Origin of the sequence: Pseudomonas sp. TMW 2.1634, from assembly GCF_001703595.1 — a bacterium.
GTDB lineage: Bacteria > Pseudomonadota > Gammaproteobacteria > Pseudomonadales > Pseudomonadaceae > Aquipseudomonas > Aquipseudomonas fragi.
This window is the reverse complement of record NZ_CP016849.1, coordinates 751,298-777,496: the sequence shown is the minus strand read 5'-3', so window position 1 is coordinate 777,496 and position 26,199 is coordinate 751,298. Positions and strand designations below refer to the sequence as shown.

Sequence of the window (26,199 nt, the reverse complement as noted above, 5' to 3'; positions counted from 1 at the left end):
TGCAAGGCAAGAGCTCGCAGCTTTCGTTCCTCGGCAGCGACTACGGGATTACGGGATCAAGCGGCTTTCCAGCCCACCTGCTGCAACGCCGCCAGTAAACGCTCAGGCTTGAGCGCCAGCACGGTGTTGCCACATCCGCTCAGGTCATCCGCACCGAGCATGGCATTGAGTATCGCCTCCTCTACCGCATCCGCCGCCGCCACAAACAGCGGCGAGATGTAGTCGTTGTTGACCATCCGCAAGGCCGTGGTCGGCTCACCCGGATGGCCGAAGTTGGCCGCCGGCAAGTTGCTGTTGCCCACCGCAAAGGCAATAAAAATATCGCCGCTGGAGTCTTCAGTACCGCCCCCCACTCGCGCCAGCCCGACACTGGCACGCTGCGCCAGACGGGTACACTGGTGCGGCAACAACGGGGCATCGGTAGCAAGGGTAATCACGATCGATCCCATGCCCGGCACACCCACCTTTTTCTCGCGTTTAAACGGTGACGGCACGTCACCCAACATCGTACCCACCGGGTACCCCCCCACCCGCAAGGCTTCGCGCACTCCGTAGTTGGCCTGCACCAGCACACCGACGGTCCAGCCACCCTGCTCCGGGCTCAGCACCCGCGAGGAAGTGCCGATACCGCCCTTGAACTCGTGACAGATCATCCCCGTGCCACCGCCCACACTACCCTCCTGCACCGGTCCTGAGCTGGCATCCTGCAGCGCCAGTTGCACATGCTCGGCCGTAACATGCTGGCCCCAGATATCGTTGAGCGTGCCGTCATAGGTTTCCAGCACCACCGGCATGCACCAGTAGGTGTGCTGCTTGCCCATCTCGCGCTCGGCCGCCACCAGCGCATCGCGCACCACGCCGACGCTGTGGGTATTGGTATAGGCAATCGGCGAGGTCAGCAAACCCGCTTCGCGAATCCACTCCAGGCCCGTGGCATCGCCGTTGCCATTGAGCACATGCACGCCGGCAAAGCACGGTTGCAGGTGCGTGGCTCCCGCACGCGGTTCAATCACGGTGACACCGGAATGGATGGATACGTCGCCGGTTTCAACGTTGAGCGTGTGATGACCTACGCGCACACCCGGCACGTCGGTAATGGCGTTGAACACGCCGGGGGTGCCCGAACCGATGGTGATGCCAAGCTCACGGATACGCATGGTGCTGTTCTCGTCGTTCGATTAAGTGCCGCCAGTGTAGAAACCCGGCAGGCACTTGACGATAACCCCCATGCACTACCCCCGAGGGGTTACTTGTCCGACTTGATACTGGTCCACACCCGCGTGCGCACGCGTTCCATTTTTTGCGGCAGCGGCTGCACCACATACAAGGACTTGAGTGCCTCGCTGGTCGGGGTCAGGTTGGGGTTGGCGGTGATGTCCTGGTTGATCAGCGCCAGCGAGTCCTTGTTGGCATTGGGGTAGCCAAGAAAGTCGCTGATCCCGGCAATGACCTTGGGCTCCAGCAGGTGGTTGAGGAACTCGTGGGCCTCTTCGACATTTTTCGCACTTTTAGGGATGGCGAAGGTGTCAAACCAGATCGGCGCGCCCTCCTTGGGCAAGCGCCAATCCACCACCACGCCGTTACCGGACTCTTTGGCGCGGTTGCCGAACTGGTAGAAGCTGCCCGAATAGCCGATGGCCACGCAGATGTCGCCATTGGCGATATCGGTCATGTACTTGGCGGAGTTGAAGTAAGTCACATAGGGGCGGATCTTGAGCATCAGCGCCTTGGCTTTTTCATAATCGGCCGGGTTCTGGCTGTTGGGGTCCAGGCCCAGATAATGCAACGCCAGCGGCAGGATTTCCGAAGGCGAATCGAGCATCGCCACGCCGCAGGATTTCAGCTTGGCCATGTTCTCGGGCTTGAACACCAGGTCCCAGCTGTCCACCGGCGCATTTTCCCCCAGGGCCGCCTTGACCTTGGCCGGGTTGAAGCCGATCAGCACGGTGCCGTACATGTAGGGCACGGCGTACTGGTTGCCAGGGTCGTTGGTGTCCAGCAGCTTGAGCAGTGCCGGGTCCTGGTGCTGCCAGTTGGGCAGCTTGCTCTTGTCCAGTTTCTGGAACACCCCGGCCTTGATCTGGGTATCGAGGAACTGATTGGACGGCACCACCAGGTCATAGCCGGAGTTACCGGTCAACAGTTTGGCTTCCAGGGCTTCGTTGGTGTCAAAAGAGTCCCAGGTGACCTTGATGCCGGTCTGTTTGGCGAAGTCCTTGGGCACGGACGGCAGGATGTAGTCGGCCCAGTTATAGACCCGCAACTCGCGTTGCTCGGCATGTGCAGCGCTGGCCAGCAGGGTCAGCCCGCAAACAGTGGCGCCCATCAAGCGTTTTATCGTGTGCATGGATCGGTTCCCCGGGTCGGCGTAGGTGAGTTTGATTCTTGCCGACACAGGGGGACGATCACAGAGGGAGGCAGGCCAAAAGGGGATTTTGATGGCCATTGTGCGTGTCCGGTTCTATGTCCGGACAATAGCAGGATCAGGGGTTGTTCACGCCGCTGAGCTGCAGCCGCTGCGCCAGCGCCTTGGCCTGTAACGCCACATCCGTGACTGCGGTGCTTTCCCACCACATGCCGCGCAGCGGTGGCCCCATCGCAAACAGCCGCTGCGCGGGCTGCAACCGGGCATTCAGCACCGCGCCGCCAGCATCGGCAGCAATGCCCAGCCCCAGGTTGCCGGGCACTACCAGCCCGCGCTGCAGCAATTGCCGGGGCAAGGCCTTGTCCACGCGGCGCCAGTCGTATTCGATGCCCGTTGAGTTGATCAGGCCGTCGCCCTGCACCCACACCGCTTCGGTCTGCCCGCGATAACGCAGGCGAATACGCAGCTGCGAGCTGTCCACAGCTTGCAGCGACGCCGCATGGATCGTCAGCCGCCCTGCTTCCAGCAACCGTTGCAGCAAGGCATTGCCCTGGGGCGGTGAGCGATGGTGATGGCTTTCCCACCAGGGCCGCACATGGCGCACAAACTGGCGACGCTGGGCGTCACTGGCCTGGCTCCAGAGCCTGGCGATATGCACCCGCACCGTGTCCAGCGGCGCCTGCCAGTCGATGCCCCGGGTTTGTGCCAGGGCACATTGGCGACGCAGTTCACGCAACAACTGCAAAGGGCTGCGCACGCCCGGCGCCAGGCTCAGGAAATCTTCCCAAACTGGTGGCTGACGCCGCACATGGGGCAACAGGCCGTGACGGGAAAACACCTCGATCGGCCCCCGATGCCCGGCCTGGTTCAGCGACTCAAGGGCATCGACCATAGTCAGCCCCGAGCCGATAATCAGCACCCGGGCATCCACTGGCAATGCACGCATGGCCTCGACATTCCACGGGTCCAGCGCGGCCGCATTCAAGCCGCTGGATTGACGCTGCGCCGTGCGCGCCGCCGGGAACATGCCGGTGGCCAATACCGCTGCGCCTGCCAGCAACACTTCGCCGCGCTTGAGCGTGACCTGCACGCCGTGTTCAAGGGTGTGCAAGTCGACGGCTTCATCGCATATATGGCTCAGGCTTGAGCCGTTGCGTTCGCCAATCGCCAGCGCTTCGGCCAGGCGCTGGCGGGCATAGTCACCGAACAACCCCCGGGGCGGGAACAGTTCGGCCACCGGTACAGGCTGAGCGGCGGACTCGGGCCAGCCACCCGCAGCGATATGCGCTTGCAGCCAGCGGGTCAGGTCGTCGGCATCATCGGGGTCGACGCTCATGCGCGCGGCATTGCCATTGAGGGTATGCCCCAGCTCGGTGGCGCTGTAGGCCTCGCCCCGGCCCAGTTCGGGGCGGGGCTCCACCACCGTGATGCGCCGGGCACCCGGCAAGCGCAGCAGTTGCATGGCCAGCAAGGCGCCGCTCAGGCCACCGCCCACAATCAGGACATCAGTGTCGCGGATGGCAGGGGTTGCCTGTGCCATGTGCGGTTCATTCATGGAGGGCTCTCTCGTACTTGGGTGCAGGATCGACCGCTGATCCTGCATCCAGCTCCCCACGGTGTCCAGCCCCGCAGCGATTGACTTATTGCAGCGCCCGCGGGCGGTGGCTGCGCTGTTCGGCAGCAGGAGCGACGGCCTGTTGCAACTGAAAGTCAAACGTCAACTCGGCATAACGCCCCGCAACATCACGGGCACCGTCGTCGCGAAACTGCACATCGCCCACCAGGCCTTCGCGGGTGGCATAGGCAAAGTCGTCCCACAGGTATTTATCCCCGGACAGGTTGATCTGGGTAGTCAGGTGCCGATGCCCCGGGGCCGAGATAAAGAAATGCACATGGGCCGGACGCTGGCCGTGACGGCCCAGTTGATCGAGGCATTCCTGGGTCGGCCCCTGCGGGTCGCAGCCATAGCCCGAGGGCACGATGCTGCGGGCGCGGTAGCGGCCTTCGGCGTCGGTGATAATGCGCCGGCGCAGGTTGTACTCGGACTGGCTGCGATCAAAGAACGAATAGGTGCCCTTGGTGTTGGCGTGCCACAGATCGACCGTGGCCCCGGCCAGCGGCTGGCCTTGAGTGTCGAACACCTGGCCTTCGAGAAACATCACGGTGGCACCCTCTTCGCGGCCATCGTCCATGCGCGCCTGGCCTTCAAACACCGGGGCCCCGGCCACATACAGCGGGCCTTCGATGGTGCGCGGGGTGCCGCCTGTCTGGCCGGCCTGCTCGTCCTTGGCGTCCTGCAACAGGTCGATAAAATGTTCGATGCCCAGCCCCGCCACCAACAACCCGGCTTCCGAGCGAGCGCCCAGACGGTTGAGATAATCCACCGACTTCCAGAATTCATCCTCGCTGATGTCGAGGTCTTCGATAATTTTGGCACTGTCCTGCAAGACCCGCAGGATGATGCTTTTCAGGCGTGGGTTGCCGTTGTCACTGGCAAAGCCGGCGGCTTCTTTGAAGAAGCTCTGGACGGCAGCGGTATGGGAAATTTTCACGGTCATGGGGCTCACCTCATCTTGTTCTTGTGCAAGGGATAAAAGCGTTAACGGTCGTCGCTGTGGATCGAGGAAGGATGACGACACAGCCCTTCGATCTGGATATCCATGTAGGGAAAGAGCGGCAATTGCAGCAGGGTGTCGTGCAGGGCCTCGACACTGGCCACGTCAAATACGCTGTAGTTGGCGTAATGCCCGGCGATGCGCCACAGATGGCGCCAGGTGCCTTCCTGTTGCAGGCGTTGGGCCAGTTCCTTTTCGTCGGCCTTGAGTTGCGCGGCCTTGGCGGGGTCCATGTCGAGGGGCAGGTTGACGGTCATTTTTACGTGGAAAAGCATGGGGTTCTCCTTGAAGAAATAGGGGAAGTGGCTGTGGGAGCGGGCTTGCTCGCGATAGCATCAGCGCGGTTGGCCTGATGCAGCGAGTCGTCTGCATCGCGAGCAAGCCCGCTCCCACAGGGGTTTTCAGAGTGTCAGCGGCTGAAACGGGCCAGACGCTCTTCGTCCAGGCCCAGGCCCAGACCCGGGGTGCGCGGAATGTGCAGCTCAAAATCCCGGTATTGCGGCGCCTCGGTCACGATGTCTTCCGTCAGCAGCAGCGGCCCGAACAGCTCGGTGCCCCAGGTCAGTTGCTTGAGGGTGAGGAAGGCATGCGCCGACGCCAGGGTGCCCACCGAGCCTTCAAGCATGGTGCCGCCGTACAGGGCGATACCCGCCGCTTCGGCAATCTGCGCCGTGCGCAGCACCGCCCGGGGGCCGCCGTTTTTGGCGATCTTGAGGGCAAACACGCTGGCTGCACCGTCCGCCGCCAGGCTGAAGGCGTCCTCCACGCTTTCGATGGATTCGTCAGCCATGATCGGCGCCGGGCTGCGCAGGTTCAGGCGCACTTGCCCGGAGCGGTTGACCCGGGAAATCGGCTGCTCGATCAGGTCGATGCCGTTGTCGCCCAGCACCTGGCAACCGCGGATGGCCTGGGATTCGTCCCAGTACTGGTTGACGTCCACGCGCACGCTGGCGCGCTCGCCCAGGGCTTTTTTGATCGCCAGCACATGCTTGAGGTCCTGTTCCAGCGGGTTGGCGCCGATTTTCAGTTTGAAGATGCGATGGCGGCGCCTGTCGAGCATCTGCTCGGCTTCGGCAATGTCGCGGCCGGTGTCACCGCTGGCCAGGGTCCAGGCCACTTCCAGGCTGTCGCGTACCCGCCCGCCGAGCAGTTCGCTGACCGGCAGGCCCAGGCGCTTGCCCTGGGCGTCCAGCAGCGCGGTTTCGATACCGGATTTGGCGAAGGTATTGCCCTTGGCAATCTTGTCCAGGCTTTGCATGGCCGCGTTGATATTGGCCGCCGGCTGGCCCACCAGCATCGGCGCCAGATGCGCATCGATATTGGCCTTGATGCTTTCCGGGCTTTCGTAGCCGTAGGCCAGGCCGCCAATGGTGGTGGCTTCGCCAATGCCTTCGATGCCGTCGCTGCACCGCAGGCGCACAATCACCAGGGTCTGCTTGCGCAGGGTGTGCATGGCCAGGGTGTGCGGGCGGATGGTCGGCAGGTCGACGATCTGGGTGGTCAGGTTTTCAATCAGGATGGAGTTCATGGCAATTGTCCTTTTTGTCAGGGAAGTCAGCCGAGGTCGCCGCCGCCCACCGGCAGGGTTACGCCGGTGATATAGGAGGCGTCGTCGCTGGCCAGGAACAGGATCGCGCCCACCTGCTCATCGAGGCTGGCGTAGCGTTTCATCAGGCTGCTGTCGAGGGTCTGGTCGACGATTTGCTGGTACCAGATCTTCTCGTCAGGGCTTTGCGCGGCATCGTTGCGCGCAATCCGCCGCGGCGGTGCTTCAGTACCACCCGGTGCGGTGGCATTGACGCGAATGCCGCGCCCGGCATTCTCGAAGGCCAGGCAGGCCGTGAGTGCATTCACGCCCCCCTTGGCCGCGCCGTAAGGCACGCGGTTTACGCTGCGGGTTGCGATTGAAGAAATATTCACAATCGCCCCGCGGCCCTGTTCGAGCATGTAGGGCAATGCCGCATGGCAGCACCACAGGGTGGGAAACAGCGAGCGGCGCACTTCGGCCTCGATTTCTTCGGCCTGATAGTGCTCGAACGGCTTGGCCCAGATGGTGCCGCCCACGTTATTGATCAGCACATCGAGACGGCCAAATGTTTTTACCGCCTCAGCCATCACCCGTGCGCAGTCGGCGTAGTGTTCAAGGTCGGCGGTCAGGGCCAGCACGCCCTCGCCCTCAAGCTCAAAGACCAGCTCGGAACGGTCCACCGCAATCACCTGCGCGCCTTCGTCCAGCAGGCGTTCACAGACGCGGCGGCCGATGCCCTGGGCGGCGCCGGTGACCAGCGCGACCTTGTTGTCGAATCGGTTGTTCATGGCAAGCTCCAGTCAAGTTTCACGCCGCGGCGGCAAACTTCTCGTAGTAGAAATTGGCCGGGGTAATGCCCTGCTCGCGGATGTAAACGTTGACCGCTTCCACCATCGGCGGCGGGCCGCACAGGTACACATCGACATCACCGTGGTTGAGGTGGCCCGGCTCGATATGCTGGGTGACATAGCCCTTGAGCGGGTGCTGGCTCTGCGGGTTGGCCACGCAGGCGCTGAAACTGAAGTTGGCAATGCACTCGCTCAAGGCTTGCAGGCGATCGAGTTCAACCAGATCGAAATCATTGCTCACGCCGTAAATCAGATGCACCGGATGGGCACTGCCCTGCTCGGCGATTTTTTCCAGCATGGCGGTAAAGGGCGCCAGCCCGGTGCCGCCCGCGAGCAGCAGCAAGGGCCGCTGGATCTGGCGCAGGTAGAAGCTGCCCAGCGGCCCGGCCAGGGTCATGCTGTCGCCCGCCTTGGCGATGCCGGTCAAAAAGCGGCTCATCAGCCCGCCCGGCACGTTGCGGATCAGAAAGCTGACCTCGCCATCCTTTTGCAGGGTGCTGAACGAATAGGCACGCGTCTGCTCGCTGCCGGGCACGCTGAGGTTGACGTACTGGCCCGGCAGGAAGGCCAGGCTGCTCAGGGACTCGCCCTTGAGCGACAGTGCGATTGTGCTTTCGGACAACTGGCGCACATCACTGATGGCAGCCTCAAAACTGGCCTGGCGGGTCTTGCACACGGATGAAGAGGCAGGCACCCGCACCACGCAATCACTGGCGGCACGCATCTGGCAGGTGAGCACATACCCCTGCTCGACCTCCTCTGCACTCAGGGCGTCTTCGATATAATCCTCGCCCAGCTCATAACGCCCGGCCTCGGCAAAGCACTTGCAGGTACCACAAGCGCCGTCACGACAGTCCAGCGGTATATTGATGCCCTGGCGGTAAGCGGCATCAGCCACGGTTTCCTGGCCATTGGTCTCGATAAAACGGGTCACGCCGTCTTCGAAGTTGAGGGCAATTTGAAAGCTCATAATGTACCTCGCAGGCAATGCCGCGCCCCGGGCGCCCACAGGCACCGTGCAGCACGCATCACAGCGTTGATCAGATGTGGTAGATGTCGATGACCTGACGCACGTAGTCATTCTTGAGCACGACTTTCTTGGCCTTGATCAGCGGCTGCGGGCCGCGCATGTCGAGGGTGTAGAAGCTGGTGCCGAAGTAGCTGTCGCAGGTCTTGTAGCGATAGCTGAGGGTGTGCCAGTTGAACCGCACATGGCACAGGCCGTCGGCTTCGTCGACGATCTCGATATTGCTCAGGTTGTGCGAGGTACGGGTGTCGGGGATGGTCGCACTGGAGCGCTCGGTCTTGATGCGAAACACACGGTCTTCCAGGCCACCACGGTTGCCGTACCAGATCAGCGAAATTTCGCTTTGCGGGTCTTCGGTCAAGGTGTCGTTGTCATCCCAGCACGGCATCCAGAAGCTGGCATCGGCGGCGTATAACTCCAGCCATTGATCCCACTGGCCGTCGTCCAGGTAACGTGCTTCGCGGTACAGAAAGTTGCGCACAATCGCGTAGAGGCTGTTCATTGCACGGCCTCCACGGGGATCAGCGCCGGTTCGCCGGCGGCGGCCTTGAGCATGGTTTGCTGCCAGTACTTGTGTTGCAGCACAAACAGGCCTTCGTCCTCGGTGCGCACACCAGAGAGCAGCGGCTTGAGATCGATTTCCTCGGCCGCCGCATCGGCGCCCTCGACCCAGTGTTCGGCCCCGCGGGACATGTCATTCCAGCCGCGCCCTGCGCCGTAACCGGTCTGGCAGGAGCGGAACTCTTCCAGGTCATCCGGGGTAGCCATGCCACTGACGTTGAAGAAATCTTCGTACTGGCGGATGCGTTTGGTGCGCGCCTCGCTGCTCTCGCCCTTGGGCGCGATGCAGTAGATGGTGATCTCGGTCTGGTTCACGCTGATCGGTCGGGCAATACGGATCTGCGAGCTGAACTGGTCCATCAGGTACACGTTGGGGTACAGGCACAGGTTGCGCGAGTTCTCGATCATCCAGTCGGCGCGGGCCTGGCCAAAGTCGCGGGCCAGTTCGTCACGACGTTCCCAGGCGGGGCGATCCTGGGGGTTGGCCCAGCGGGTCCAGAGCAGCAGATGGCCGTGGTCGAACGAGTAGAAACCGCCGCCGCCCTTGGCCCAGCTGCCGGCGCTCATGGTCTTGATCTCTTCACCGGCTTCGCGCAGGGTGCGCTGGTTTTGCGTGGCAGCGTAGTTCCAGTGCACGGAGCTGACGTGATAGCCATCGGCGCCGTTTTCGGCGGTGAGTTTCCAGTTGCCTTCGTAGATATAGGAGCTGGAGCCGCGCAGCACTTCCAGGCCATCGGCGGACTGGTCGACGATCATGTCGATGATCTTGGCCGACTCGCCCAGGTGCTCGGCCAGGGATTTCACGTCTGGGTTGAGGCTGCCAAACAGAAAGCCGCGATAGGACTCGAAGCGCGCCACCTTGGTCAGGTCATGGGAGCCTTCGCAGTTAAAGCCTTCGGGGTAACCGGCCGCAGCCGGGTCCTTGACCTTGAGCAGCTTGCCACTGTTGTTGAAGGTCCAGCCGTGGAACGGGCAGGTATAGCTGGCGCGGTTGCCGGTCTTGTGCCGGCACAGCATGGCGCCGCGATGGCTGCAGGCGTTGAGAAAGGCGTTGAGTTCACCGGCCTTGTTGCGCGCGATGAAAATCGGCTGGCGGCCCATGGTGGTGGTCAAAAAATCGTTGACGTTGGGGATCTGGCTCTCGTGGGCAAGGTAGATCCAGTTACCCTCGAAGATATGCGTCATTTCGAGTTCAAAGAGATCGGGGTCGGTAAACATCTCGCGCTTGCAGCGGTAGATGCCCTTCTCCTTGTCGTCTTCCAGCATGGCATTCAAGTAATCGATACCCAGGGACATGGCCAGGGCCTCCGTTGTTATTATCCAGGCCGGGTCAGGTTAGGGAGTCGAGGTGAGGGGCACTATCCGATTACTGCCAATCGTTATCCGATTAGTGCAGGCCGCCGGTTATTGCTGTGGGAGCGGGCTTGCTCGCGATGCTGGCGACGCGGTGTTCCTGTGGCACCGCAGCGATCCCGTCGCGAGCAAGCCCGCTCCCACCCCAGCAGGTGACGGCACATTCAATGCCGGCGCTTGAGGGTGCTCGAAGGCAGTTCGCCAAACTGCAGGCGGTAGCTCTCGGAGAACCGCCCCAAATGCACAAAACCATAATCGAGCGCCAGCTCGGTGAGGCTGCGCACCGTGCAACCGGGGTCGCTCAGGCAAGTGTGGATACGCGCCAGCTTGCGCTGGCGGATGTACTGCAAAGGGGTCACGCCCAACTGGCGCTCGAACAGGCTATAGAGCGAGCGCTGGCTGATGCACGCTTGCGCAGCCAGGTCTTCGCTGCTGATTTCGTGCTTGAGGTTGCGCTCGATGTAATCAAGGAGGCGCTCAATACTGGCACTGGCGGATGCCAGGTTTTCGCGGCTGATATTGGTCTGCATCAGGGTCAGCAACTTGCTGGCGACAATCTGCGTGTAATGCTCCTGCACCCGCAGCAGCGGGTCACTGGCCTCGGACTCCTGGCACACCATGCCCAGCAAGCCAAGAAAGCCTTCCAGCTCATCGAGCCGGTAGTGATTGCGCATAAAGCGCACACCGCCCACTGGCCGCCGCCAGCGCTGATCGTCACACACCGACTCAAGCAATTTGACCGGCAGCTTGAGGATAAACTTTTCACAGTCCTGAGAATAAGTCAGATCCACCGGATCATCCGGGTTGATCACCAGCAGCTCCCCCGGCCCCAGATGCTGCTCGCGGTTCGCGCCGCGCCACAGGCAATTGCCGCGCAGCAGCACCTGCAAGTGAAAGATGCTCTCCAGTGCCGGCGAGGTCACGCGCACACTGCCGCCATAACTGATACGGCACAGGTCCAGCTCGGCGAACTTGCGATGATTGAGGCTGGCCAGCGGCCGGGTGGTTCGGGAAAGGCCAATACAGTGCTGGCCAACATGCCGGTTCACATAATCGGACACGGCATGGGGGTCAGCATGTCGGAACACACTACTGCGCTCGCTCAGCAGGCAGCTATCCATCGGTCAGGTACTCGGTCTTGTCATTATTATTGGCGTCACAGGCGCCAGAGTAGGCACGCCGACCCGGGCAGGGCAATTGGACCCTCAGCTAATGTGCGGTAATCGAACGCTTTTAGCCGGGTGGTTGCGCCGCCCCTGCAAAAAACTGGCTTACCCTGTGCGCCCTAAAAACAACAAACAAGAGACCTTCAATGCTGCCCCGCCTTCGCCACGCCCCTTTGTACCTCGCCCTGTTGAGCGCACTGTCCAGCACCAGCCATGCGGCTGACCTGAGCTGGGTCGACCCCGCAGTCGCGGCGGTGAATGACCAGGTGATTTCGCTGCGCCACACCCTTCACCAGAACCCGGAGATGGGTAATCAGGAATTCAAGACCGCCGCCCTGGTCGCCGAGCAGCTAAAAAGCCTGGGCCTGGAGGTGCGCACCGGGGTGGGCAAGACCGGCGTCGTTGGCGTGCTCAAGGGCGGCCTGCCCGGGCCGGTCGTGGCCCTGCGTGCCGATATGGACGCCCTGCCCGTCAAGGAAATGACCGGCCTGCCCTACGCCAGCACGGCCACCGGCACCCGCCTGGGCAAAACCGTGCCGGTGATGCACGCCTGCGGCCATGACACCCACACCGCCATGCTGCTGGGCGCAGCCAGAGTGCTGGCCGAACATCGCGACCAGGTAGCTGGCACCGTGGTATTCCTGTTCCAGCCTGCCGAAGAAGGCGCGGCGGATGTCGACGAGTTCGAGACCGATACCCTGATCGGCGCCCAGGCCATGATCCGCGACGGTGCCCTGGACTCACCCAAGGTCGAAGCGATCTTCGGCGTGCATGTGATGGCGGGCTACCCCACCGGTCATCTGTATTACAAGGCCGGTACGGTGCTCAACAGCAGCGACGGCTTTCGCCTCATCGTCAAAGGCCAGCAAACCCACGGCTCGGCGCCCTGGAGCGGGGTTGACCCGGTGGTTGCCAGCGCCGCCATTATCGACGGCCTGCAAACCCTGGTCAGCCGCCGTGCCGACCTGTCACAAGGCATGGGGGTGATCAGTGTCGGCACGCTCAATGCCGGTTCTGCGGCCAATATCATCCCCGAGACCGTGGAAATGACCGGCACCATTCGCAGCAACAGCGCCGCGGTGCGTAACACCCTGCTGAAAAAAATGCCGCCGCTGGTGCAAGGCATTGCCAGCGCCTACGAGGCCGAGGCCGACCTGCTGCTGGTTAACCATGCGCCGGTCACCAGCAACGACCCGCAACTGACCGCAGCCATGCTCCCGGCCCTGCAACTGGCTGCGCCAGGCAAGGTGCAGTTGCTGCCTGCGTCCCTGTCGCCAAGCGAAGACTTCTCGTACTACGCCGAAAAAGTCCCGGGCTTGTTTGTATTTTTGGGCGCTACGCCTGAAGGGCAGGACATGAGCAAGGCCGCCAACAACCACAGCCCCTACTTCACCGCCGACGATGCCACCCTGGCCACGGGGGTGAAGACCCATGTGCAGTTTGTGATGAATTATCCGGGGCGGGTGCGCGGCAGCTGAAGCGCAGGCAAACACCTTGCCCGCGCTGACAGCACGGCGCTGACGGGGGTGCCGTCAGCGCCACAGGCTAGTGGCTGGATATGCTGCGCAGATACTCCAGCACTGCGGCCTGATCCCCGGCAAAGGCTATGCGCGAGCCCTTTTTCTCGCGCTGGAAGGCGTACATCGGGTCGTAATACTCGCGCAGCAGGGCTTCGATCCAGACCCGGTGCAGGTCTACCGCACCGCAACGTTCCTGCTCCTGCAAGGCCTCTTGCATGACCGCCTGCAAGCGCTGGTGGCGCTCGCCGCCCAGGCGCCGCTGGATATTGGCCAGGCTTTCGAGCAGGCGCCGGGAGAACAGGGCAAAGCCATGTTCGCCATTACTGGCGGTGAACTCGGCACACAAGTCCACCACGTAGTCACGCAGGATGCGTTCAACCCGGCTTTCCAGGCGGTCTTCAAGCCAGACCACAGGGGCGCCCTGCATACGTTGATACAACGTCAGCGGCAAGGCGCAGCTACCCACCGTGCGGCTTTCGTCTTCAACCACAAAACCTGCATGGCCCTTGGCGCGCTTCTTCAGCACGTCAATGGCCAGCCGGTTTTCAAAGTCGATATTCGACGGCTGCGCCGTGGCCCGCTTGCCGAAACTTGAGCCGCGATGGTTGGCATGGCCCTCCAGGTCCAGGCCATTGTTGAGCTGCACCAGCACATCGGTCTTGCCAGTGCCGGTCATGCCGCCGAGCACGGTCATGTCGCATTGGGCCACGGCATCGTCCAGAGTCTGGATCAGGAAGCTGCGCAAGGCCTTGTAACCGCCAGTGACGCGCGGGTAATCGATCCCGGCATCGTGCTTGAGCCACTGCTGGACGATCTGCGAGCGCATGCCGCCACGAAAGCAGTACAGGCAACCCTCGGGGTTGGCCCGGGCAAAATCGGCCCAGGCCTGCAGGCGCTCTGCCTTGACCTGCCCCGACACCAGCTGGTGGCCCAGCACCACCGCCGCCTGCTGGCCTTGCTGCTTGTAGCAGGTGCCCACCCGCTCGCGCTCACGGTCGGTCATCAGCGGCAGGTTGACCACCCCGGGGAACGCCCCCTTGTGAAATTCGATCGGCGCGCGGGTGTCCATCATCGGCCGGTCATTGAGAAACAGTTCGCGATAGTCGGTGACGTCATCAGCCATCATGACACCTCAACCGCGTAGGTCTGTCGCTCAACCAGCTGGCCGATCGGCTCCAGGGTCAGGCCATGCTCACTGGCCATTTGCAGGAATGCCTGATTACCTTCCGGGCTTACGGCAACCAGCAGGCCGCCACTGGTTTGCGGGTCGCAAAGCACCCGCTTGTGCAGCTCTTGCAGCGGCGACAGTTGGGCGGCGTAACTGTCATAGTTGCGCAAGGTGCCACCCGGCACGCAGCCCTGTTCCAGGTAATACTCGACCGAGGCCAGGCGCGGCACCCTGGCGTATTCGATCTGTGCGGTCAGCTGGCTGCCATCGGCCATTTCCACCAGATGGCCGAGCAGGCCAAAACCGGTCACGTCGGTCATGGCCTTGACCCCGTCGAGTTTGGCAAACTGGCTGCCCACCTTGTTCAGCGTACACATCCAGTCCCGCGCCAGGCCAACATCGGCGGTGCGCAACTTGCCCTTTTTCTCGGCCGTGGTGAGGATGCCGATGCCCAGGGGCTTGGTCAGGTACAACAGGCAACCCGCCGTGGCGGTGTCATTGCGCTTCATCTGGCGCTTGTTGACCACGCCAGTCACGGCCAGGCCGAAAATCGGCTCGGGGGTATCGATGGAATGCCCGCCCGCCAGCGGGATGCCGGCGTCATCACACACGGCGCGACCACCGCGGATCACTTCGCGGGCCACTTCAGGCGGCAACAGATGCACCGGCCAGCCCAAAATCGCAATGGCCATCAATGGGTCACCGCCCATTGCATAGATGTCGCTGATGGCATTGGTGGCGGCAATACGGCCGAAATCGTAAGGGTCATCGACGATCGGCATAAAGAAATCGGTGGTCGAAACCACCCCGCGCTCGTCATCCAGGGCATAGACCGCAGCATCGTCACGCGAGGCATTGCCGACCCACAGCTTGGGGTCGAGGTTTTGCGCGCCGCTGCCGGCAAGGATCACTTCCAGTACCTGAGGCGAAATCTTGCACCCGCACCCCGCACCGTGGCTGTACTGGGTCAGGCGGATCGGCTCGCTCATAAAGGTACCTCGGGTCAATTTCAAAGCTGCAGATACTAGCAGAGCCGAGCATTGCATGCGCCGGCAAGCCACGCGCGCACTCGGTACCCGGCCTGCATGGCGTCTGCATCAAGGGGTGACCGGCATACTGAAAAGCGACCTGCCGGTCACATATGTAGTGCCTGAAAACAATCACTACATACGTATTGACGGCACGATTTTCCCCCAGCATTATGCAGACGTCTTCCCCACCGGAAGCGCTGGAAAGGGTTGTTGCAAGCATGCTCGACGAGCTGTCGGGCTGTTCCGGGATAGGTACTGCCCACAAGGCAGAATTGATGAAGCTGACCTGGCTTGATCGTCCGCGTCAAAGACGACAGGGGCTAGCGAAACGTCCTCAAGAAGCTTGTGGCTGATGCGTCATGTCACTCAGGCATCCTGGTTCACGCTGCTCTCCTTCGCTTTACGCTCTTTATGTAGTGCTGGGTTTTACTACTACATATGACGAACTCAAGGCAGATCTGCTTTAGATGGACACTACGCGGCACTGCAGGTGCAGGTGCGCGAATCAATTAGACAGATCAACGAGTGGTCAAGGAGTTAGCTATGAACCTGAATAACCAACCGACTGTTAACGAGCTGGCTCGACTCTTCGCTGCCCAGAAAGACACGCTGAACGACCACATCCTGTGGATCAGCGATGCCGGTGATGTGCGTATCGATCCTGTAACGTCGTGCAAGGAAGAAACCAGATTCGAGGAAGAACGCCCACAAATGCGTGCCCACCTCAAAATGTACCGCCGTGGCCAAGGCTACGTGGGCAAGAAGGCTGCAGCCGATAGCGACTACATGGCGCGCGTGCTGCAAACCTTGACCCTGACCTGGCAAAAAGCGCAAACCGCGCCTGCGCTGGTCAAGGTTAACAGCTACAGCTGATAGCCCCGCCGTACAAGAAAGCCCCGGATAACCCCCGGGGCTTTTTCAATTTCAGGTTTGCGGGGTTTTAATGCAGACCTCCGTGCCTCGGCCGCCGCCATTGTAGTCAGGCAGGTAATAGGACTTGTGCAGCGTGGTGGTGTATTGCCCCTTGCTGTCCTGGTCCCGGGTGATGGTCGCGAGCCCGACTCCGCGATCGGTGGCGGCCTCCAGGCTGTCATTGGCAAAATACATCGCCAGTTGCTGGCCCTGGGCCGCGGCGTAGCCGGTATAGATGGCCTTGTCGCTACCCAGGTCAACTTCAAGCTTGAACGTGTAGGCACCAAAGTTCTGACTGAAGTGGCTGGATTTTTCATCCACCTTGAAACTCAGATCGCCCTTGAAGGCGCCGTCATGGCTGTCAAAGCCCGTGCATTTATAATCGCCGGCTATATGCAACGGATCATTGACTGCCACATCGGCCAGCACAGAACCGGCACAGGCCAAACTGGCCACGACTACCAGTGTGTTCACTACATTCTTGGTAAAGTTATCCGACATATTTACCCTCGAAACTACGTAATAAGGATGGGATGTAACCGTCGGAAATCTACACGTCTACCGCTACTGGCATCTACAGAACTACAAAACGGATTGTGGCAAGAATTGTCCTGCCGCCAGGGGTTACTTCCTGTGGGAGCAGGCTCCCACAGGGTGTCAGACCGCCTGCTCCAGTTCAGGCACGGCATCGAACAGGTCCGCCACCAGGCCGTAATCAGCCACCTGGAAAATCGGCGCCTCTTCGTCCTTGTTGATCGCCACGATGACCCTGGAATCCTTCATGCCGGCCAGATGCTGGATCGCGCCGGAAATGCCCACTGCGATATACAGCTGGGGTGCAACGATTTTACCGGTCTGACCGACCTGCATGTCGTTGGGTACAAAGCCAGCGTCCACCGCCGCGCGGGATGCGCCGACCCCTGCTCCCAGCTTGTCGGCCAGGGCATACAGGTACTTGAAGTTGTCGCCGTTCTGCATGCCACGACCGCCGGAAACCACGACCTTGGCGGCGGTCAGCTCAGGGCGGTCCGACTTGGCCAGTACCTCGCCCACGAACGACGACGTGCCTGCATCGTGAACCGCTGCAACCGCTTCAACCGCTGCCGAACCCCCTTGGGCGGCAACCGGGTCGAAACCGGTGGCACGCACGGTGATCACTTTCACTGGAGCAGTGGATTGTACGGTGGCAATGGCGTTACCGGCGTAGATCGGGCGGGTGAAGGTGTCGGCGCTGACCACCGAGATGATCTCGGAGATCTGGTCAACGTCCAGCTGTGCAGCAACGCGCGGCAGGATGTTTTTGCCGTTGGAGGTCGCGGCGGCCAGGATGTGGCTGTAGCCGGCACCCAGCTCTGCAACCAGCGGGGCAAGGTTTTCCGGCAACTGATGGGCGTAAGCGGCGTTATCCGCAACCAGAACTTTGGCCACGCCAGCGATCTGTGCAGCCACCTGCGCCACGCTGCCCAGCCCCTGCCCGGCCACCAGCAGGTGAATGTCAGCGCCGATTTGGCCAGCCGCCGCCAGCGTGTTCAGGGTTGCCGATGCAATACCGACACCATCATGTTCTGCAAGTACCAGGACCGTCATGTTCAGATCACCTTCGCTTCGTTTTTCAGTTTCTCGACCAGTTCAGCCACCGACTTGACCTTGATACCCGCGCTGCGTGCAGCCGGGGCTTCAACTTTCAGGGTCGAGTGGGTCGAAGCAGTCGAAACACCCAACGCGTCTGGCGTCAGCACTTCAAGCGGCTTTTTCTTGGCTTTCATGATGTTTGGCAGGGACGCATAACGCGGCTCGTTCAAACGCAGGTCGGTGGTGATGATCGCCGGCAAGCTCAGCGAAACAGTTTGCGCGCCGCCGTCGACTTCACGGGTCACGGCAACCTTGTCACCTGCCACTTCAACCTTGGACGCGAACGTACCCTGGCCGAAACCGGTCAGTGCAGCCAGCATCTGGCCGGTCTGGTTGTTGTCGCTGTCGATGGCCTGTTTGCCCAGGATCACCAGCTGAGGCTGTTCCTTGTCAACAACGGCCTTGAGCAGCTTGGCCACGGCCAGCGAGGTCAGGTCTTCGGCGGACTCGACGAGAATGGCGCGATCTGCACCCAGAGCCAGCGCGGTACGCAGCTGTTCCTGAGCAGTGGTCGGGCCGATGGAGACGACGACGATTTCAGTCGCAACGCGCCCTTCCTTTATGGAGAGTTCTTTCAGGCGTACGGCTTCTTCCACGGCGATTTCGCAAAAGGGGTTCATCGACATCTTGACGTTGGCGAGGTCAACGCCGGAGTTGTCCGCCTTGACGCGAACCTTGACGTTGTAATCGACCACGCGCTTGATACAGGCCAGCACCTTCATTGTTGCTCCCTCTATGGCTACTTGAATGGAAAAGCCCTAAACCGTTGCGGGCTCAACAGGCAAAATCAATTGATCCGGCACCGACTGCCCCGAGTTGCGCGCCACGAAGTAATACACCAGCGCCGGCAACGTCAGGCCAATGATCCACGAGATATCGGTGCCGCCCAGAGGCTCCACCAAAGGCCCGGTATAAAAACTGGTGGCGATAAACGGCAACTGCACCACCACCCCGAAGGCGTACACCACAATACCGCGCAGGTTCCAGCGGCCGTATCGGCCATTCGGGTTAGACAGCGCCGGTACGTCGTAGCGCTCTTTGCTGATCAGGTAGAAGTCCACCAGGTTGATCGCGCTCCAGGGCGTGAAAAAAGCCAGCAAAAACAGGATAAATGCCGAGAAATCCTTGAGGAACGAATGCTGCCCGAGCAAGGCCAGCGCGGTGGCAAAACCGACCATCAGCAGGATGTAAAACAGGCGCAGGGTTTTCGAGATTTCATGGTTGCCGCGAAAACCGCTGACGATGGTGGCCAGGGACATGAAACTGCCGTAGGCATTGAGCGTGGTAATGGTCACCTTGCCGAACACCACGCAAAAATACAGCAGCGCCGCCATCGCCCCGCTCGCCCCCATGCCGACGATGTACGACACCTCATGCCCGGCAAACTGGTTGCCCGCCAGCGCCGCCACGAACACGCCGAAGACCATCGAGATCTGCGAGCCCAGCACCGAGCCCAGGCCCACCGCCAGAAAGGTTTTCAGCGATGAGGTCGAGGCTGGCAAGTAGCGCGAGTAGTCCGCCACATAAGGCCCGAAGGCGATCTGCCAGGACGCGGACAACGAAATCGCCAGCAAAAAACTGCTCAGGGCAAAGTGCTTGTTGCTGAGCAACAGGCCAATGTCGTTTTGTGAAATCAAGGTGTAGAACAGATAGAAAAACGCCAGCACCCCGACCACGCTCGCCACCCGGCCAATCATATGGATGGTGCGATAGCCCAGGATGGTCAGCAGCACGATCAGCGCGGCAAAGATCAGGATGCCCCACGAGTCGCTCACCCCCACCAACTGCCCCACCGCCTGCCCGGCCAGCACCGAGCCGCTGGCCGAAAAGCCCACATACATCAGGCACACCAGCACGATGGGAATCACCGCGCCGTAGACGCCGAACTGCACCCGGCTGGAGATCATCTGCGGCAAGCCCAGTTTCGGCCCTTGCGCCGCATGCAGCGCCATGATGGTGCCGCCCAGCACCTGCCCGATGAGCAGGCCGATCAACGACCAGAACACATCGCCGCCCAACACCACGGCCAAGGCCCCGGTGACAATGGCGGTGACTTGCAGGTTGGCCCCGAACCACAGGGTGAACTGACTGAACAGTCGCCCGTGACGCTCCGACTCGGGGATGTAATCAATGGAACGCTGTTCGACCAGCGAGGCCCGCGGTGAATCTTGGTTGAGCGTGGACATAAGCAGTTCCTTCAGGCTAGCACCCGGGGTGCGCCGTGTTGTTATGGGAAAGACTTTTCCAATCCTTGGCCGCTGGTTATCTGGCCGCGTCGAGCAAGGCGCGGGAGATGATGATTTTCTGCACCTCGGAGGTGCCTTCAAAAATCCGCAGGATCCGCGCATCGCGCACATAGCGCTCCAGCGGCAAGTCGCGGCTGTAACCGTAACCACCGTGCAGTTGCAGCGCGGCATCGGTAATAAAGCCGGCGCATTCGGCGGCCACCAGTTTTGCCGTGGCCGAGTCCAGGCTGAAACGCTCGCCACTGTCACGCCGGGCGGCAGCTTTCATGGTCAGCAGGCGCGCACTTTCCAGTTGCGCGTACATATCGGCCAGGCGCCATTGCGTGCCCTGATACGCCGCCAGCGGCTTGGGCCCGATCTGGCGTTCGCGCACCCAGCTCAAACTCGCCTGCAATGCCGCATGGGCGATGCCCAGGGACATGGCCGCCACTTCTACCCGACCGCGGTCCAGCACCGCCATCGCCGTGTTGAAACCCTGGCCTTCAATACCGAGCAGTGCCGACGCCGGCAGCCAGCAGTCCAGCGCCAGTTCATAGATGGTACTGCCGCGCAGGCCCATGGTTTTTTCCGGGCTGGAGAAGCTGATGCCCGCCGTGCCCCGGGGCACCATAAAGGCGCTGATGCCCTTGTGGCCGGCGTCTGCGTCCGTCTTGACGTAGAGCACGATAAAGTCGGCTTCCTTGGCGTTGGTGATGTAGTGCTTGCTGCCACGCACCCGCCAGCCGCCTTCTTCACGCACGGCGCGGCTGCGCATGTCGGCCGGGTTGGAGCCCGCTGCCGGTTCAGTCAGGGCAAAGGCGCCAAGCAGTTCACCGCTGGCCGCGCGTGGCAACCATTCCTGCTTTTGCTCCTCGGTGCCGCCCAGCAGGATCGAGTCCGTGGCCAGGAAGTGCGCGGTCATGGCCGACGCGGTGGAGGCACAGGCCCCGGCCACCGCTTCCACCACGCGGCTCATGGCCAGGCTGCCGATGCCCGGGCCGCCATATTCTTCTGGCAGGTTGATGCCCATGCAGCCCAGGTCGCCCAATGCCTTGATACTGGCCAGGCAGAACGTTTCGGTTTCGTCATAGTGCTGGGCCAGGGGCTGAATCACTTCGCGGGCCATTTGTTCGGCACTGTCGACGACGGCCAGTTCTTCTGCGGTCATTTCAAAGTTCATGGGTGTACTCCTGCCTTGCAAAAGCCGAATTCGGCGTTGTCGGCGCCCAGACGCGGGGCGATGGTAGTGCTATGAGGCTTACGGCCATTGAAGAACACCGGTTGCGGCACCAGTGCCAGCGCCGCGCCTTCGGGTTGAACCTGCAACTGGCGGACCCGGGCATGTTCACTGCTGGCCGCCTGCTGCAAGTCCCACACCGGCGACGACGGCACACCGGCCTCGAGCAGGCCGTCGCACAACTGTTCCACGCTGTGCTGCGCGGTCCAGCTTTCAATGGCGGCATGCAGTGCCGGCTCGTGCAAGGTGCGCTGGCTGTCATCGATAAAACGCGCATCGCTCGCCAGCTCCGGCTGGCCCATGCACTGGCACAGGCGCTCGAACAAACGATTGCTCGCCACCGCAATCACCACCAGGCCATCCGCTGCGCGGTAGGTGTCAAACGGGGTGGAGACCGGATGCCGATTGCCCACCAGCCCGGGCGCCACGCCCTTGGCATAGAGGTTGGACAGGCCGGTCACCTGCAGGCTGAACAACACATCAAACATGGCCACATCGATGTACTGCGCTCCCGGAGCATGCCGCTCCCGGGCAAACAGCGCCGAGCTGATCGCCCAGGCTGCATACACCCCGGCACACAGGTCGCCGATCGCCTCGCCACTGCGGGTGGGGCCGGTGGCAGCAAAACCGGTCACGCTCATCAGGCCGGACATGGCTTGCGCCACAATGTCGTAAGCCGGGCGCTTTGACAGCGGCCCTTGCTGGCCAAAACCGGAGATGCTGGCGTAGATCAGCCGCGGGTTGTGCTGCTTGAGGCTGTCAAAATCGATGCCCAGGCGCTGCGTCACGCCGGGGCGGAAGTTCTCCACCAGCACATCGGCATCAGCCACCAGCTCATAAAAACGCTGGCGCTGCGCCGGGTTTTTAAAGTCGATCTCAACGCTGCGCTTGCCGCGGTTGATCAGGCCGAAATACACGCTTTCACCCTCCAGAAACGGCCCCAGGTGGCGGGCATCATCGCCCTCCTCGGGCACTTCGAACTTGATCACGTCGGCCCCCAGGTCCGCCAGCATGGCGGTGCAATGAGGCCCGGCCAGCACACGGCTGATATCCAGCACTCGCACCCCCTGCAGTTGTTGCGTAAACGGATTGTTACCCATGCTCCCCCCTAAAAGACTCAAGCAGCCAAGCTGCTGCGCACTTATACCAACCTGTATGTACAAGTAAATGCAAGCGAGGGGCCAACACGCCGCAAGCATTGCGCTCACAGCTTCAACATTAGATTTAAAGACCTTTAAAATCAGACAGTTAAAAAAGTTATGTTTTTTAAAAGAAAAAACTCAGACGGGGTCACACTGCAAAAAGTTGCCGCAACTTTGTGCATATGCAGGCAGGAAGGTAACAAAAACGCACCAAAAGTAACGCGAGTAACACACCGCTACCCGCGACCCCTGCCCCCTCAGTTGCCGCACTGCCCTTGCAAGCGGTAGCGTGAACCCGGGTAGACCAGCCGGGCGCAGCCTACCAGCCCCTGGGCAGCCCAGGTGCGACGGCGAATCAGCAGGCACGGCTCGTTGCGCTTGACGTTCAACAGCCGGCATTGCGCCGACGTGGCATGAATCGCTTCGACTTCATGCTCGCCACCGGTCAGTGGCGCCAGGTTCATCAGGTAGGCATAGGCCGTGGTGCGGGTGAAGTCCTGTTGCAGGTACTCAGGGGCAATCTCGGCGTTCACATAGCGCTCCTCGATCTGCACCGGCACCTCGTTTTCGTAATGCACCATCAGCGAGTGGAACAAGCGCGTGACCCCCTCCAGGGCAAACGGCAGCACCGGCGTGGCCTTGGCCGCCACCTCTTCGAGCACAATCACCTCGCAGCGATGCACATGGCCACGGTCAGCGATTTCCTGGGCGATATTGCGAATCTCGAACAACGCCGCATTGCCCTTGGGCACGGCAACAAATGTACCCACCCCCTGCATGCGCACCAGCAGCCCTTCGATGGTCAGCTCGCGTAATGCGCGGTTGATGGTCATGCGGCTCACCCCCAACAGAGTGAGCAGTTCACTCTCGGACGGCAGCCTGGAGTTGGGCAACCAGGCCCCGGAACGGATTTTTTGCGTGATGGCCTGCTTGACCCGGGCATACAGCGGCGCCGGGCTCTCAATGGAAAATGACTCAAGGGGTGAATGGTCATCGACTGACTTGGACACAACAACTCCTGTTCGTAGGGCTGGGCATGCAGCCGGGCTGCGCCAGTTTACGCGCAGGCCGGGCCAAGCTAAACGGGGGATTAACGCGGCATGTAATCGCGTTGCCAACGTCGCGGAATGCGCAACGACACCAGCCCCAAAACAGCCGCCAAACCGGCGCTGAACAACATGGCCCTGAGGCCGAACTGCACCTCCAGCACCGCGCCCAACACTGCCCCCAGCAACATCCCGGTCCAGGGCACCAGTTGCACGCGCCAGCCACTGCGGCGCTCACCCAGCAACCAGCGGCCCAGGCCGCGGCCAAAACGCGACAACGCCCCGGTCACATAGGTCAGGCCCACCGGCAGGCCATTGACCTGCTCCACCGCCGCATTGAGCATGCCCATTGCCACGATTGCCGCCAGCAACGCCGGGACCTGGCTGGCGAACGGCAGCAAAGCCGATGCACACAACAAGCCGGCAATCACCAGCATCAGCGGCAAGGCCCGTCGCCCGCCCCAACGCCCCAGCAACACCCCCAGGGCATTGCCGACAATAAACGCCAGCACCGCAAACAGCAGGCGCACCGCCATACCCAGGTCACCGTCACCGATGGCCACTGCCAGGCGCGTGGTGTTGCCACTCATAAATGAAACAAAATCACCGGTGGCCAAAAAGCCGATGGCATCAGTCATGCCCGCCAGCACAGACAGGCTGGCCACCATCGCCAGCCCTACCCGGCCGCGCCAGGCACGCACTCGCACATGCACGGGGTTGCTCGGTTTTCGCAGTGGCGCTGGAAGCATGGCGCAAGCCTCTGTAGGAATACCCGACTAAAGAGTGAACGATTTTGTCATATAAAAAAGCCACCATAGCACTCGTCCTGTAGGACTATTCCTGTTCTAGCGCAGGTAAAATCGAACCAATTGCGAAAAAGGCATCTAATAAACGCTTCTGCCAAGGATGAGAAGCTCAGGTTTGCAGCAATGACAAGGATCCACACAGGGGCGGCCATGCCCGCTGTGCCAGGCCGGTCAGCCTTAACAGCTGTATGCAGAAGACGCCCATGAACCAGTCTGTTTGGATTAAACCTCGACTCAAGCCCTATGCCCTGGCGGCGATCCCGCTGCTCCTGATTGCTGGCGCTGTGGCATTGGCGGTACACGCGGATGACGTCTTTGCCCGGCCGGTAGACGGTGTGCAAACCCTGGTGTTTTTGCGCCATGCCGAAAAACCCGCCGATGGCCTCGGCCAGCTGACCTGCCAGGGGCTGAACCGGGCGATTGACCTGGCCACTCTGCTGCCGCAACGCTACGGCAAGGCTGACTACGTGTTTGCCGCCAACCCTTCGCGCCAGGTCGAAGAAGGCGCCGACGATGACGCCTACAGCTATGTGCGCCCGCTGATGACCATCAACCCGAGCGCCATCAAGCTGGGCTTGCCGATCAACCTGGAGTACTCGGCCAACGACACCCGCCAACTGGCCAAGGAGTTGACCGACGACCAGTACCACAGCTCAACCATCTACACCGCCTGGTCCCACGGCTACTTGCCGGAACTGATCAACAGCGTTGCCAGCCAGGCCCTGGGCCAAAAGACTTCGTTGACTGAAGACTGGTCCGGCGGCGACTTTGACTCGTTGTATGTGCTGACCCTGACCTGGAAAGACGGCAAGGCCAGCCTGCTCAGCCGCGTCGACAAACAAGACCTGAACAATGGCTCCAAGGCGTGCCCGACCTGATCTGCCTGTACCCGGATCACGGCGCGAGCACGGTGCGCGCCGGGGCATGGCGGCGCACCGCCCAACTGACCCCGCCCAGCAGCATCAACACCGCCAGGGCTTCTACCCCGCTGGGCCAGCGTTGCAGGTAGATAAAGCCGTAGAGCAGCGCAAACACCGTTTCAAACACGATCAACTGCCCGCTCAGGGTCAACGGCAAACGCCGGGACGCGGCATTCCACATGCGATTGCCAAACCACGAGCCGAGCACGGCGCAGGCCAGGTTGACCAGCCAGAACATCTGCCAGCGCTGCTCCGGGGCCTCGACGGTCACCGCGTCCACCGCCAGCCAATGGGCAACCCCCCAGATCAGCACACCCAGCACCCCGGTGGTCACTCCCCACAACGTCGACCACTCGCCACTGTCAAAGCGGCTGAGCTTCAAATACCGCGCATTCTCGATGGCGAACCAGCTCCAGCACAACAAGGCGCCGATACCGCACAGCACACCGAGCACCTTGGTGCCCAGCGGCTGTGGTGAGGTGTCGCCGAACAGGGCTTCGAGATTGATGCACAGCACCCCGCCGAGCACCAGCAGCAACGGCCATGCCAGCCGCGCCAGGGGTACCGCACCGGCATCGCGGCGGCCCAGCCAGGTAATGCTCAGCGGCAATACCCCGATAATCAGCGAGGCCGCTGCGATACCCACCCACTGCACCGAGGCGGCCAGCAGCATGTAATAAATCAGATTGCCCAGCAGGGCGAACTTGACCAGGGTCAGCACATCGCGGCGGCTGAGCTGGAGCAGCAAGCGCCGGGCATTGGGCAACAGCAACACCAGTGACACCGCGCCATACACAATAAAACGCCCACAGCTGAGCAACAGCGGGCTGAACTCCGGCAACAGCTTGGGCACCAGGAACACCAGCCCCCACACCGCCCCGGCCATGCCGGCATAGACTATCCCGCGTTTCATGTCGCGCTCTCAGGTTGATCGATATCGAGCGATAATAGGCGGCTCGCAATACAAGAACAAAAGATCAATTGGCATGCTGGCATTCCACCGAGGAATGGCTTATACCCTGTGGGAGCGGGCTTGCCCGCGATGGCAACACTGCTGTTCAGCTGACAGACCGCATCGCGGGCAAGCCCGCTCCCAC

The 26,199-nt window shown here is 61.7% G+C and carries 25 protein-coding genes; 3 read left to right on the top strand and 22 right to left on the bottom strand.

What is annotated here, in order from left to right; all coding sequences use genetic code 11:
* Positions 1–56: 56 nt before the first annotated feature.
* The 11 genes from BFC21_RS03625 to BFC21_RS03570 form a co-directional block, all read right to left on the bottom strand.
* A complete protein-coding gene (locus BFC21_RS03625; RefSeq protein ID WP_120265696.1) occupies positions 57–1,157 on the bottom strand; it encodes a P1 family peptidase in 1,101 nt (366 codons plus the stop codon).
* A gap of 89 nt (positions 1,158–1,246) precedes the next feature.
* Positions 1,247–2,347: a polyamine ABC transporter substrate-binding protein gene (locus BFC21_RS03620; protein WP_088377240.1), complete on the bottom strand. Its 1,101-nt coding sequence runs from the start codon at positions 2,345–2,347 to the stop codon at positions 1,247–1,249.
* A gap of 136 nt (positions 2,348–2,483) precedes the next feature.
* A complete protein-coding gene (locus tag BFC21_RS03615; protein ID WP_120265695.1) occupies positions 2,484–3,920 on the bottom strand; it encodes an FAD/NAD(P)-binding protein in 1,437 nt (478 codons plus the stop codon).
* Between the two features lie 85 nt (positions 3,921–4,005).
* A complete protein-coding gene (gene catA / locus BFC21_RS03610) occupies positions 4,006–4,923 on the bottom strand; it encodes a catechol 1,2-dioxygenase (RefSeq protein WP_088377238.1) in 918 nt (305 codons plus the stop codon).
* 41 nt (positions 4,924–4,964) lie between these two features.
* Entirely contained in the window at positions 4,965–5,255 is a 291-nt protein-coding gene (gene catC, locus BFC21_RS03605; RefSeq protein ID WP_088377237.1) for a muconolactone Delta-isomerase, read from the bottom strand.
* A 134-nt stretch (positions 5,256–5,389) separates the two neighbouring features.
* A complete protein-coding gene (locus BFC21_RS03600; protein ID WP_120265694.1) occupies positions 5,390–6,508 on the bottom strand; it encodes a muconate cycloisomerase family protein in 1,119 nt (372 codons plus the stop codon).
* Between the two features lie 26 nt (positions 6,509–6,534).
* A complete protein-coding gene (locus tag BFC21_RS03595) occupies positions 6,535–7,296 on the bottom strand; it encodes a 1,6-dihydroxycyclohexa-2,4-diene-1-carboxylate dehydrogenase (protein WP_120265693.1) in 762 nt (253 codons plus the stop codon).
* A 19-nt stretch (positions 7,297–7,315) separates the two neighbouring features.
* The gene (gene benC / locus BFC21_RS03590) at positions 7,316–8,326 is read right to left on the bottom strand and encodes a benzoate 1,2-dioxygenase electron transfer component BenC (protein ID WP_088377234.1); all 1,011 of its coding nucleotides are present in this window, start codon (positions 8,324–8,326) and stop codon (positions 7,316–7,318) included.
* Between the two features lie 70 nt (positions 8,327–8,396).
* Entirely contained in the window at positions 8,397–8,885 is a 489-nt protein-coding gene (gene benB, locus BFC21_RS03585; RefSeq protein WP_088377233.1) for a benzoate 1,2-dioxygenase small subunit, read from the bottom strand.
* Positions 8,882–10,240 (bottom strand): benzoate 1,2-dioxygenase large subunit, encoded by a 1,359-nt coding sequence (gene benA, locus BFC21_RS03580; RefSeq protein WP_088377232.1) that lies wholly within the window; start codon positions 10,238–10,240, stop codon positions 8,882–8,884. Before benA ends, benB begins: the two co-directional genes overlap by 4 nt.
* A gap of 221 nt (positions 10,241–10,461) precedes the next feature.
* Positions 10,462–11,418, bottom strand: coding sequence for an AraC family transcriptional regulator (locus tag BFC21_RS03570; protein WP_088377231.1), 957 nt, complete (start codon positions 11,416–11,418; stop codon positions 10,462–10,464).
* Positions 11,419–11,609: 191 nt separating this feature from the next.
* Between BFC21_RS03570 and BFC21_RS03565 the strand changes: the two genes are divergently transcribed.
* Complete coding sequence (locus tag BFC21_RS03565; RefSeq protein ID WP_088377230.1) at positions 11,610–12,941, top strand: amidohydrolase; 1,332 nt, start codon at positions 11,610–11,612, stop codon at positions 12,939–12,941.
* Between the two features lie 67 nt (positions 12,942–13,008).
* On the opposite strand, the gene mnmH is transcribed toward BFC21_RS03565, so the two are convergent.
* Both mnmH and selD read right to left on the bottom strand, forming a co-directional pair.
* Complete coding sequence (gene mnmH / locus BFC21_RS03560; RefSeq protein WP_088379463.1) at positions 13,009–14,106, bottom strand: tRNA 2-selenouridine(34) synthase MnmH; 1,098 nt, start codon at positions 14,104–14,106, stop codon at positions 13,009–13,011.
* Positions 14,106–15,140: a selenide, water dikinase SelD gene (gene selD, locus BFC21_RS03555; protein WP_083369490.1), complete on the bottom strand. Its 1,035-nt coding sequence runs from the start codon at positions 15,138–15,140 to the stop codon at positions 14,106–14,108. Before selD ends, mnmH begins: the two co-directional genes overlap by 1 nt.
* Positions 15,141–15,725: 585 nt before the next feature.
* On the opposite strand from selD, the gene BFC21_RS03550 reads away from it, so the two are divergent.
* Positions 15,726–16,055, top strand: coding sequence for a hypothetical protein (locus BFC21_RS03550; RefSeq protein ID WP_016780679.1), 330 nt, complete (start codon positions 15,726–15,728; stop codon positions 16,053–16,055).
* Between the two features lie 51 nt (positions 16,056–16,106).
* Here the strand turns inward: BFC21_RS03550 and BFC21_RS03545 are convergent, their stop codons facing one another.
* The 8 genes from BFC21_RS03545 to BFC21_RS03510 form a co-directional block, all read right to left on the bottom strand.
* Entirely contained in the window at positions 16,107–16,595 is a 489-nt protein-coding gene (locus BFC21_RS03545; RefSeq protein ID WP_088377229.1) for a hypothetical protein, read from the bottom strand.
* Between the two features lie 156 nt (positions 16,596–16,751).
* Positions 16,752–17,681 carry an electron transfer flavoprotein subunit alpha/FixB family protein gene (locus tag BFC21_RS03540; protein ID WP_088377228.1) on the bottom strand — a complete coding sequence of 310 codons (930 nt, stop codon included), beginning with the start codon at positions 17,679–17,681 and terminating at the stop codon, positions 16,752–16,754.
* A 2-nt stretch (positions 17,682–17,683) separates the two neighbouring features.
* Entirely contained in the window at positions 17,684–18,448 is a 765-nt protein-coding gene (locus BFC21_RS03535) for an electron transfer flavoprotein subunit beta/FixA family protein (RefSeq protein WP_120265691.1), read from the bottom strand.
* 36 nt (positions 18,449–18,484) lie between these two features.
* Positions 18,485–19,912 carry a cytosine permease gene (locus BFC21_RS03530; protein WP_088377227.1) on the bottom strand — a complete coding sequence of 476 codons (1,428 nt, stop codon included), beginning with the start codon at positions 19,910–19,912 and terminating at the stop codon, positions 18,485–18,487.
* Positions 19,913–19,988: 76 nt separating this feature from the next.
* Positions 19,989–21,131: an acyl-CoA dehydrogenase family protein gene (locus tag BFC21_RS03525; protein ID WP_095005160.1), complete on the bottom strand. Its 1,143-nt coding sequence runs from the start codon at positions 21,129–21,131 to the stop codon at positions 19,989–19,991.
* Positions 21,128–22,288 carry a CaiB/BaiF CoA-transferase family protein gene (locus tag BFC21_RS03520; RefSeq protein ID WP_088377225.1) on the bottom strand — a complete coding sequence of 387 codons (1,161 nt, stop codon included), beginning with the start codon at positions 22,286–22,288 and terminating at the stop codon, positions 21,128–21,130. The genes BFC21_RS03525 and BFC21_RS03520 overlap by 4 nt, the downstream gene beginning before the upstream one ends.
* Before the next feature lie 299 nt (positions 22,289–22,587).
* Entirely contained in the window at positions 22,588–23,340 is a 753-nt protein-coding gene (gene hutC, locus BFC21_RS03515; RefSeq protein WP_088377224.1) for a histidine utilization repressor, read from the bottom strand.
* 80 nt (positions 23,341–23,420) lie between these two features.
* Positions 23,421–24,125 (bottom strand): YoaK family protein, encoded by a 705-nt coding sequence (locus BFC21_RS03510; protein WP_088377223.1) that lies wholly within the window; start codon positions 24,123–24,125, stop codon positions 23,421–23,423.
* Between the two features lie 260 nt (positions 24,126–24,385).
* On the opposite strand from BFC21_RS03510, the gene BFC21_RS03505 reads away from it, so the two are divergent.
* Complete coding sequence (locus tag BFC21_RS03505) at positions 24,386–25,060, top strand: histidine phosphatase family protein (protein ID WP_088377222.1); 675 nt, start codon at positions 24,386–24,388, stop codon at positions 25,058–25,060.
* Between the two features lie 16 nt (positions 25,061–25,076).
* Here the strand turns inward: BFC21_RS03505 and BFC21_RS03500 are convergent, their stop codons facing one another.
* The gene (locus BFC21_RS03500; protein WP_088377221.1) at positions 25,077–26,015 is read right to left on the bottom strand and encodes a DMT family transporter; all 939 of its coding nucleotides are present in this window, start codon (positions 26,013–26,015) and stop codon (positions 25,077–25,079) included.
* Positions 26,016–26,199: the final 184 nt, after the last annotated feature.

Bases quoted from the DNA above. Each gene is read 5' to 3' on its own strand.
- BFC21_RS03540 (WP_088377228.1), bottom strand. From the start codon at position 17,681: ATGACGGTCCTGGTACTTGCAGAACATGATGGTGTCGGTATTGCATCG.
- BFC21_RS03525 (WP_095005160.1), bottom strand. From the start codon at position 21,131: ATGAACTTTGAAATGACCGCAGAAGAACTGGCCGTCGTCGACAGTGCC.
- BFC21_RS03595 (WP_120265693.1), bottom strand. From the start codon at position 7,296: ATGAACAACCGATTCGACAACAAGGTCGCGCTGGTCACCGGCGCCGCC.
- BFC21_RS03570 (WP_088377231.1), bottom strand. From the start codon at position 11,418: ATGGATAGCTGCCTGCTGAGCGAGCGCAGTAGTGTGTTCCGACATGCT.
- BFC21_RS03500 (WP_088377221.1), bottom strand. From the start codon at position 26,015: ATGAAACGCGGGATAGTCTATGCCGGCATGGCCGGGGCGGTGTGGGGG.
- BFC21_RS03565 (WP_088377230.1), top strand. From the start codon at position 11,610: ATGCTGCCCCGCCTTCGCCACGCCCCTTTGTACCTCGCCCTGTTGAGC.
- catA (WP_088377238.1), bottom strand. From the start codon at position 4,923: ATGACCGTGAAAATTTCCCATACCGCTGCCGTCCAGAGCTTCTTCAAA.
- catC (WP_088377237.1), bottom strand. From the start codon at position 5,255: ATGCTTTTCCACGTAAAAATGACCGTCAACCTGCCCCTCGACATGGAC.
- BFC21_RS03620 (WP_088377240.1), bottom strand. From the start codon at position 2,347: ATGCACACGATAAAACGCTTGATGGGCGCCACTGTTTGCGGGCTGACC.
- benA (WP_088377232.1), bottom strand. From the start codon at position 10,240: ATGTCCCTGGGTATCGATTACTTGAATGCCATGCTGGAAGACGACAAG.
- BFC21_RS03615 (WP_120265695.1), bottom strand. From the start codon at position 3,920: ATGAATGAACCGCACATGGCACAGGCAACCCCTGCCATCCGCGACACT.
- BFC21_RS03535 (WP_120265691.1), bottom strand. From the start codon at position 18,448: ATGAAGGTGCTGGCCTGTATCAAGCGCGTGGTCGATTACAACGTCAAG.
- mnmH (WP_088379463.1), bottom strand. From the start codon at position 14,106: ATGGCTGATGACGTCACCGACTATCGCGAACTGTTTCTCAATGACCGG.
- benB (WP_088377233.1), bottom strand. From the start codon at position 8,885: ATGAACAGCCTCTACGCGATTGTGCGCAACTTTCTGTACCGCGAAGCA.
- BFC21_RS03510 (WP_088377223.1), bottom strand. From the start codon at position 24,125: ATGCTTCCAGCGCCACTGCGAAAACCGAGCAACCCCGTGCATGTGCGA.
- selD (WP_083369490.1), bottom strand. From the start codon at position 15,140: ATGAGCGAGCCGATCCGCCTGACCCAGTACAGCCACGGTGCGGGGTGC.
- benC (WP_088377234.1), bottom strand. From the start codon at position 8,326: ATGAGCTTTCAAATTGCCCTCAACTTCGAAGACGGCGTGACCCGTTTT.
- BFC21_RS03530 (WP_088377227.1), bottom strand. From the start codon at position 19,912: ATGTCCACGCTCAACCAAGATTCACCGCGGGCCTCGCTGGTCGAACAG.
- BFC21_RS03550 (WP_016780679.1), top strand. From the start codon at position 15,726: ATGAACCTGAATAACCAACCGACTGTTAACGAGCTGGCTCGACTCTTC.
- BFC21_RS03545 (WP_088377229.1), bottom strand. From the start codon at position 16,595: ATGTCGGATAACTTTACCAAGAATGTAGTGAACACACTGGTAGTCGTG.
- BFC21_RS03505 (WP_088377222.1), top strand. From the start codon at position 24,386: ATGAACCAGTCTGTTTGGATTAAACCTCGACTCAAGCCCTATGCCCTG.
- BFC21_RS03520 (WP_088377225.1), bottom strand. From the start codon at position 22,288: ATGGGTAACAATCCGTTTACGCAACAACTGCAGGGGGTGCGAGTGCTG.
- BFC21_RS03625 (WP_120265696.1), bottom strand. From the start codon at position 1,157: ATGCGTATCCGTGAGCTTGGCATCACCATCGGTTCGGGCACCCCCGGC.
- BFC21_RS03600 (WP_120265694.1), bottom strand. From the start codon at position 6,508: ATGAACTCCATCCTGATTGAAAACCTGACCACCCAGATCGTCGACCTG.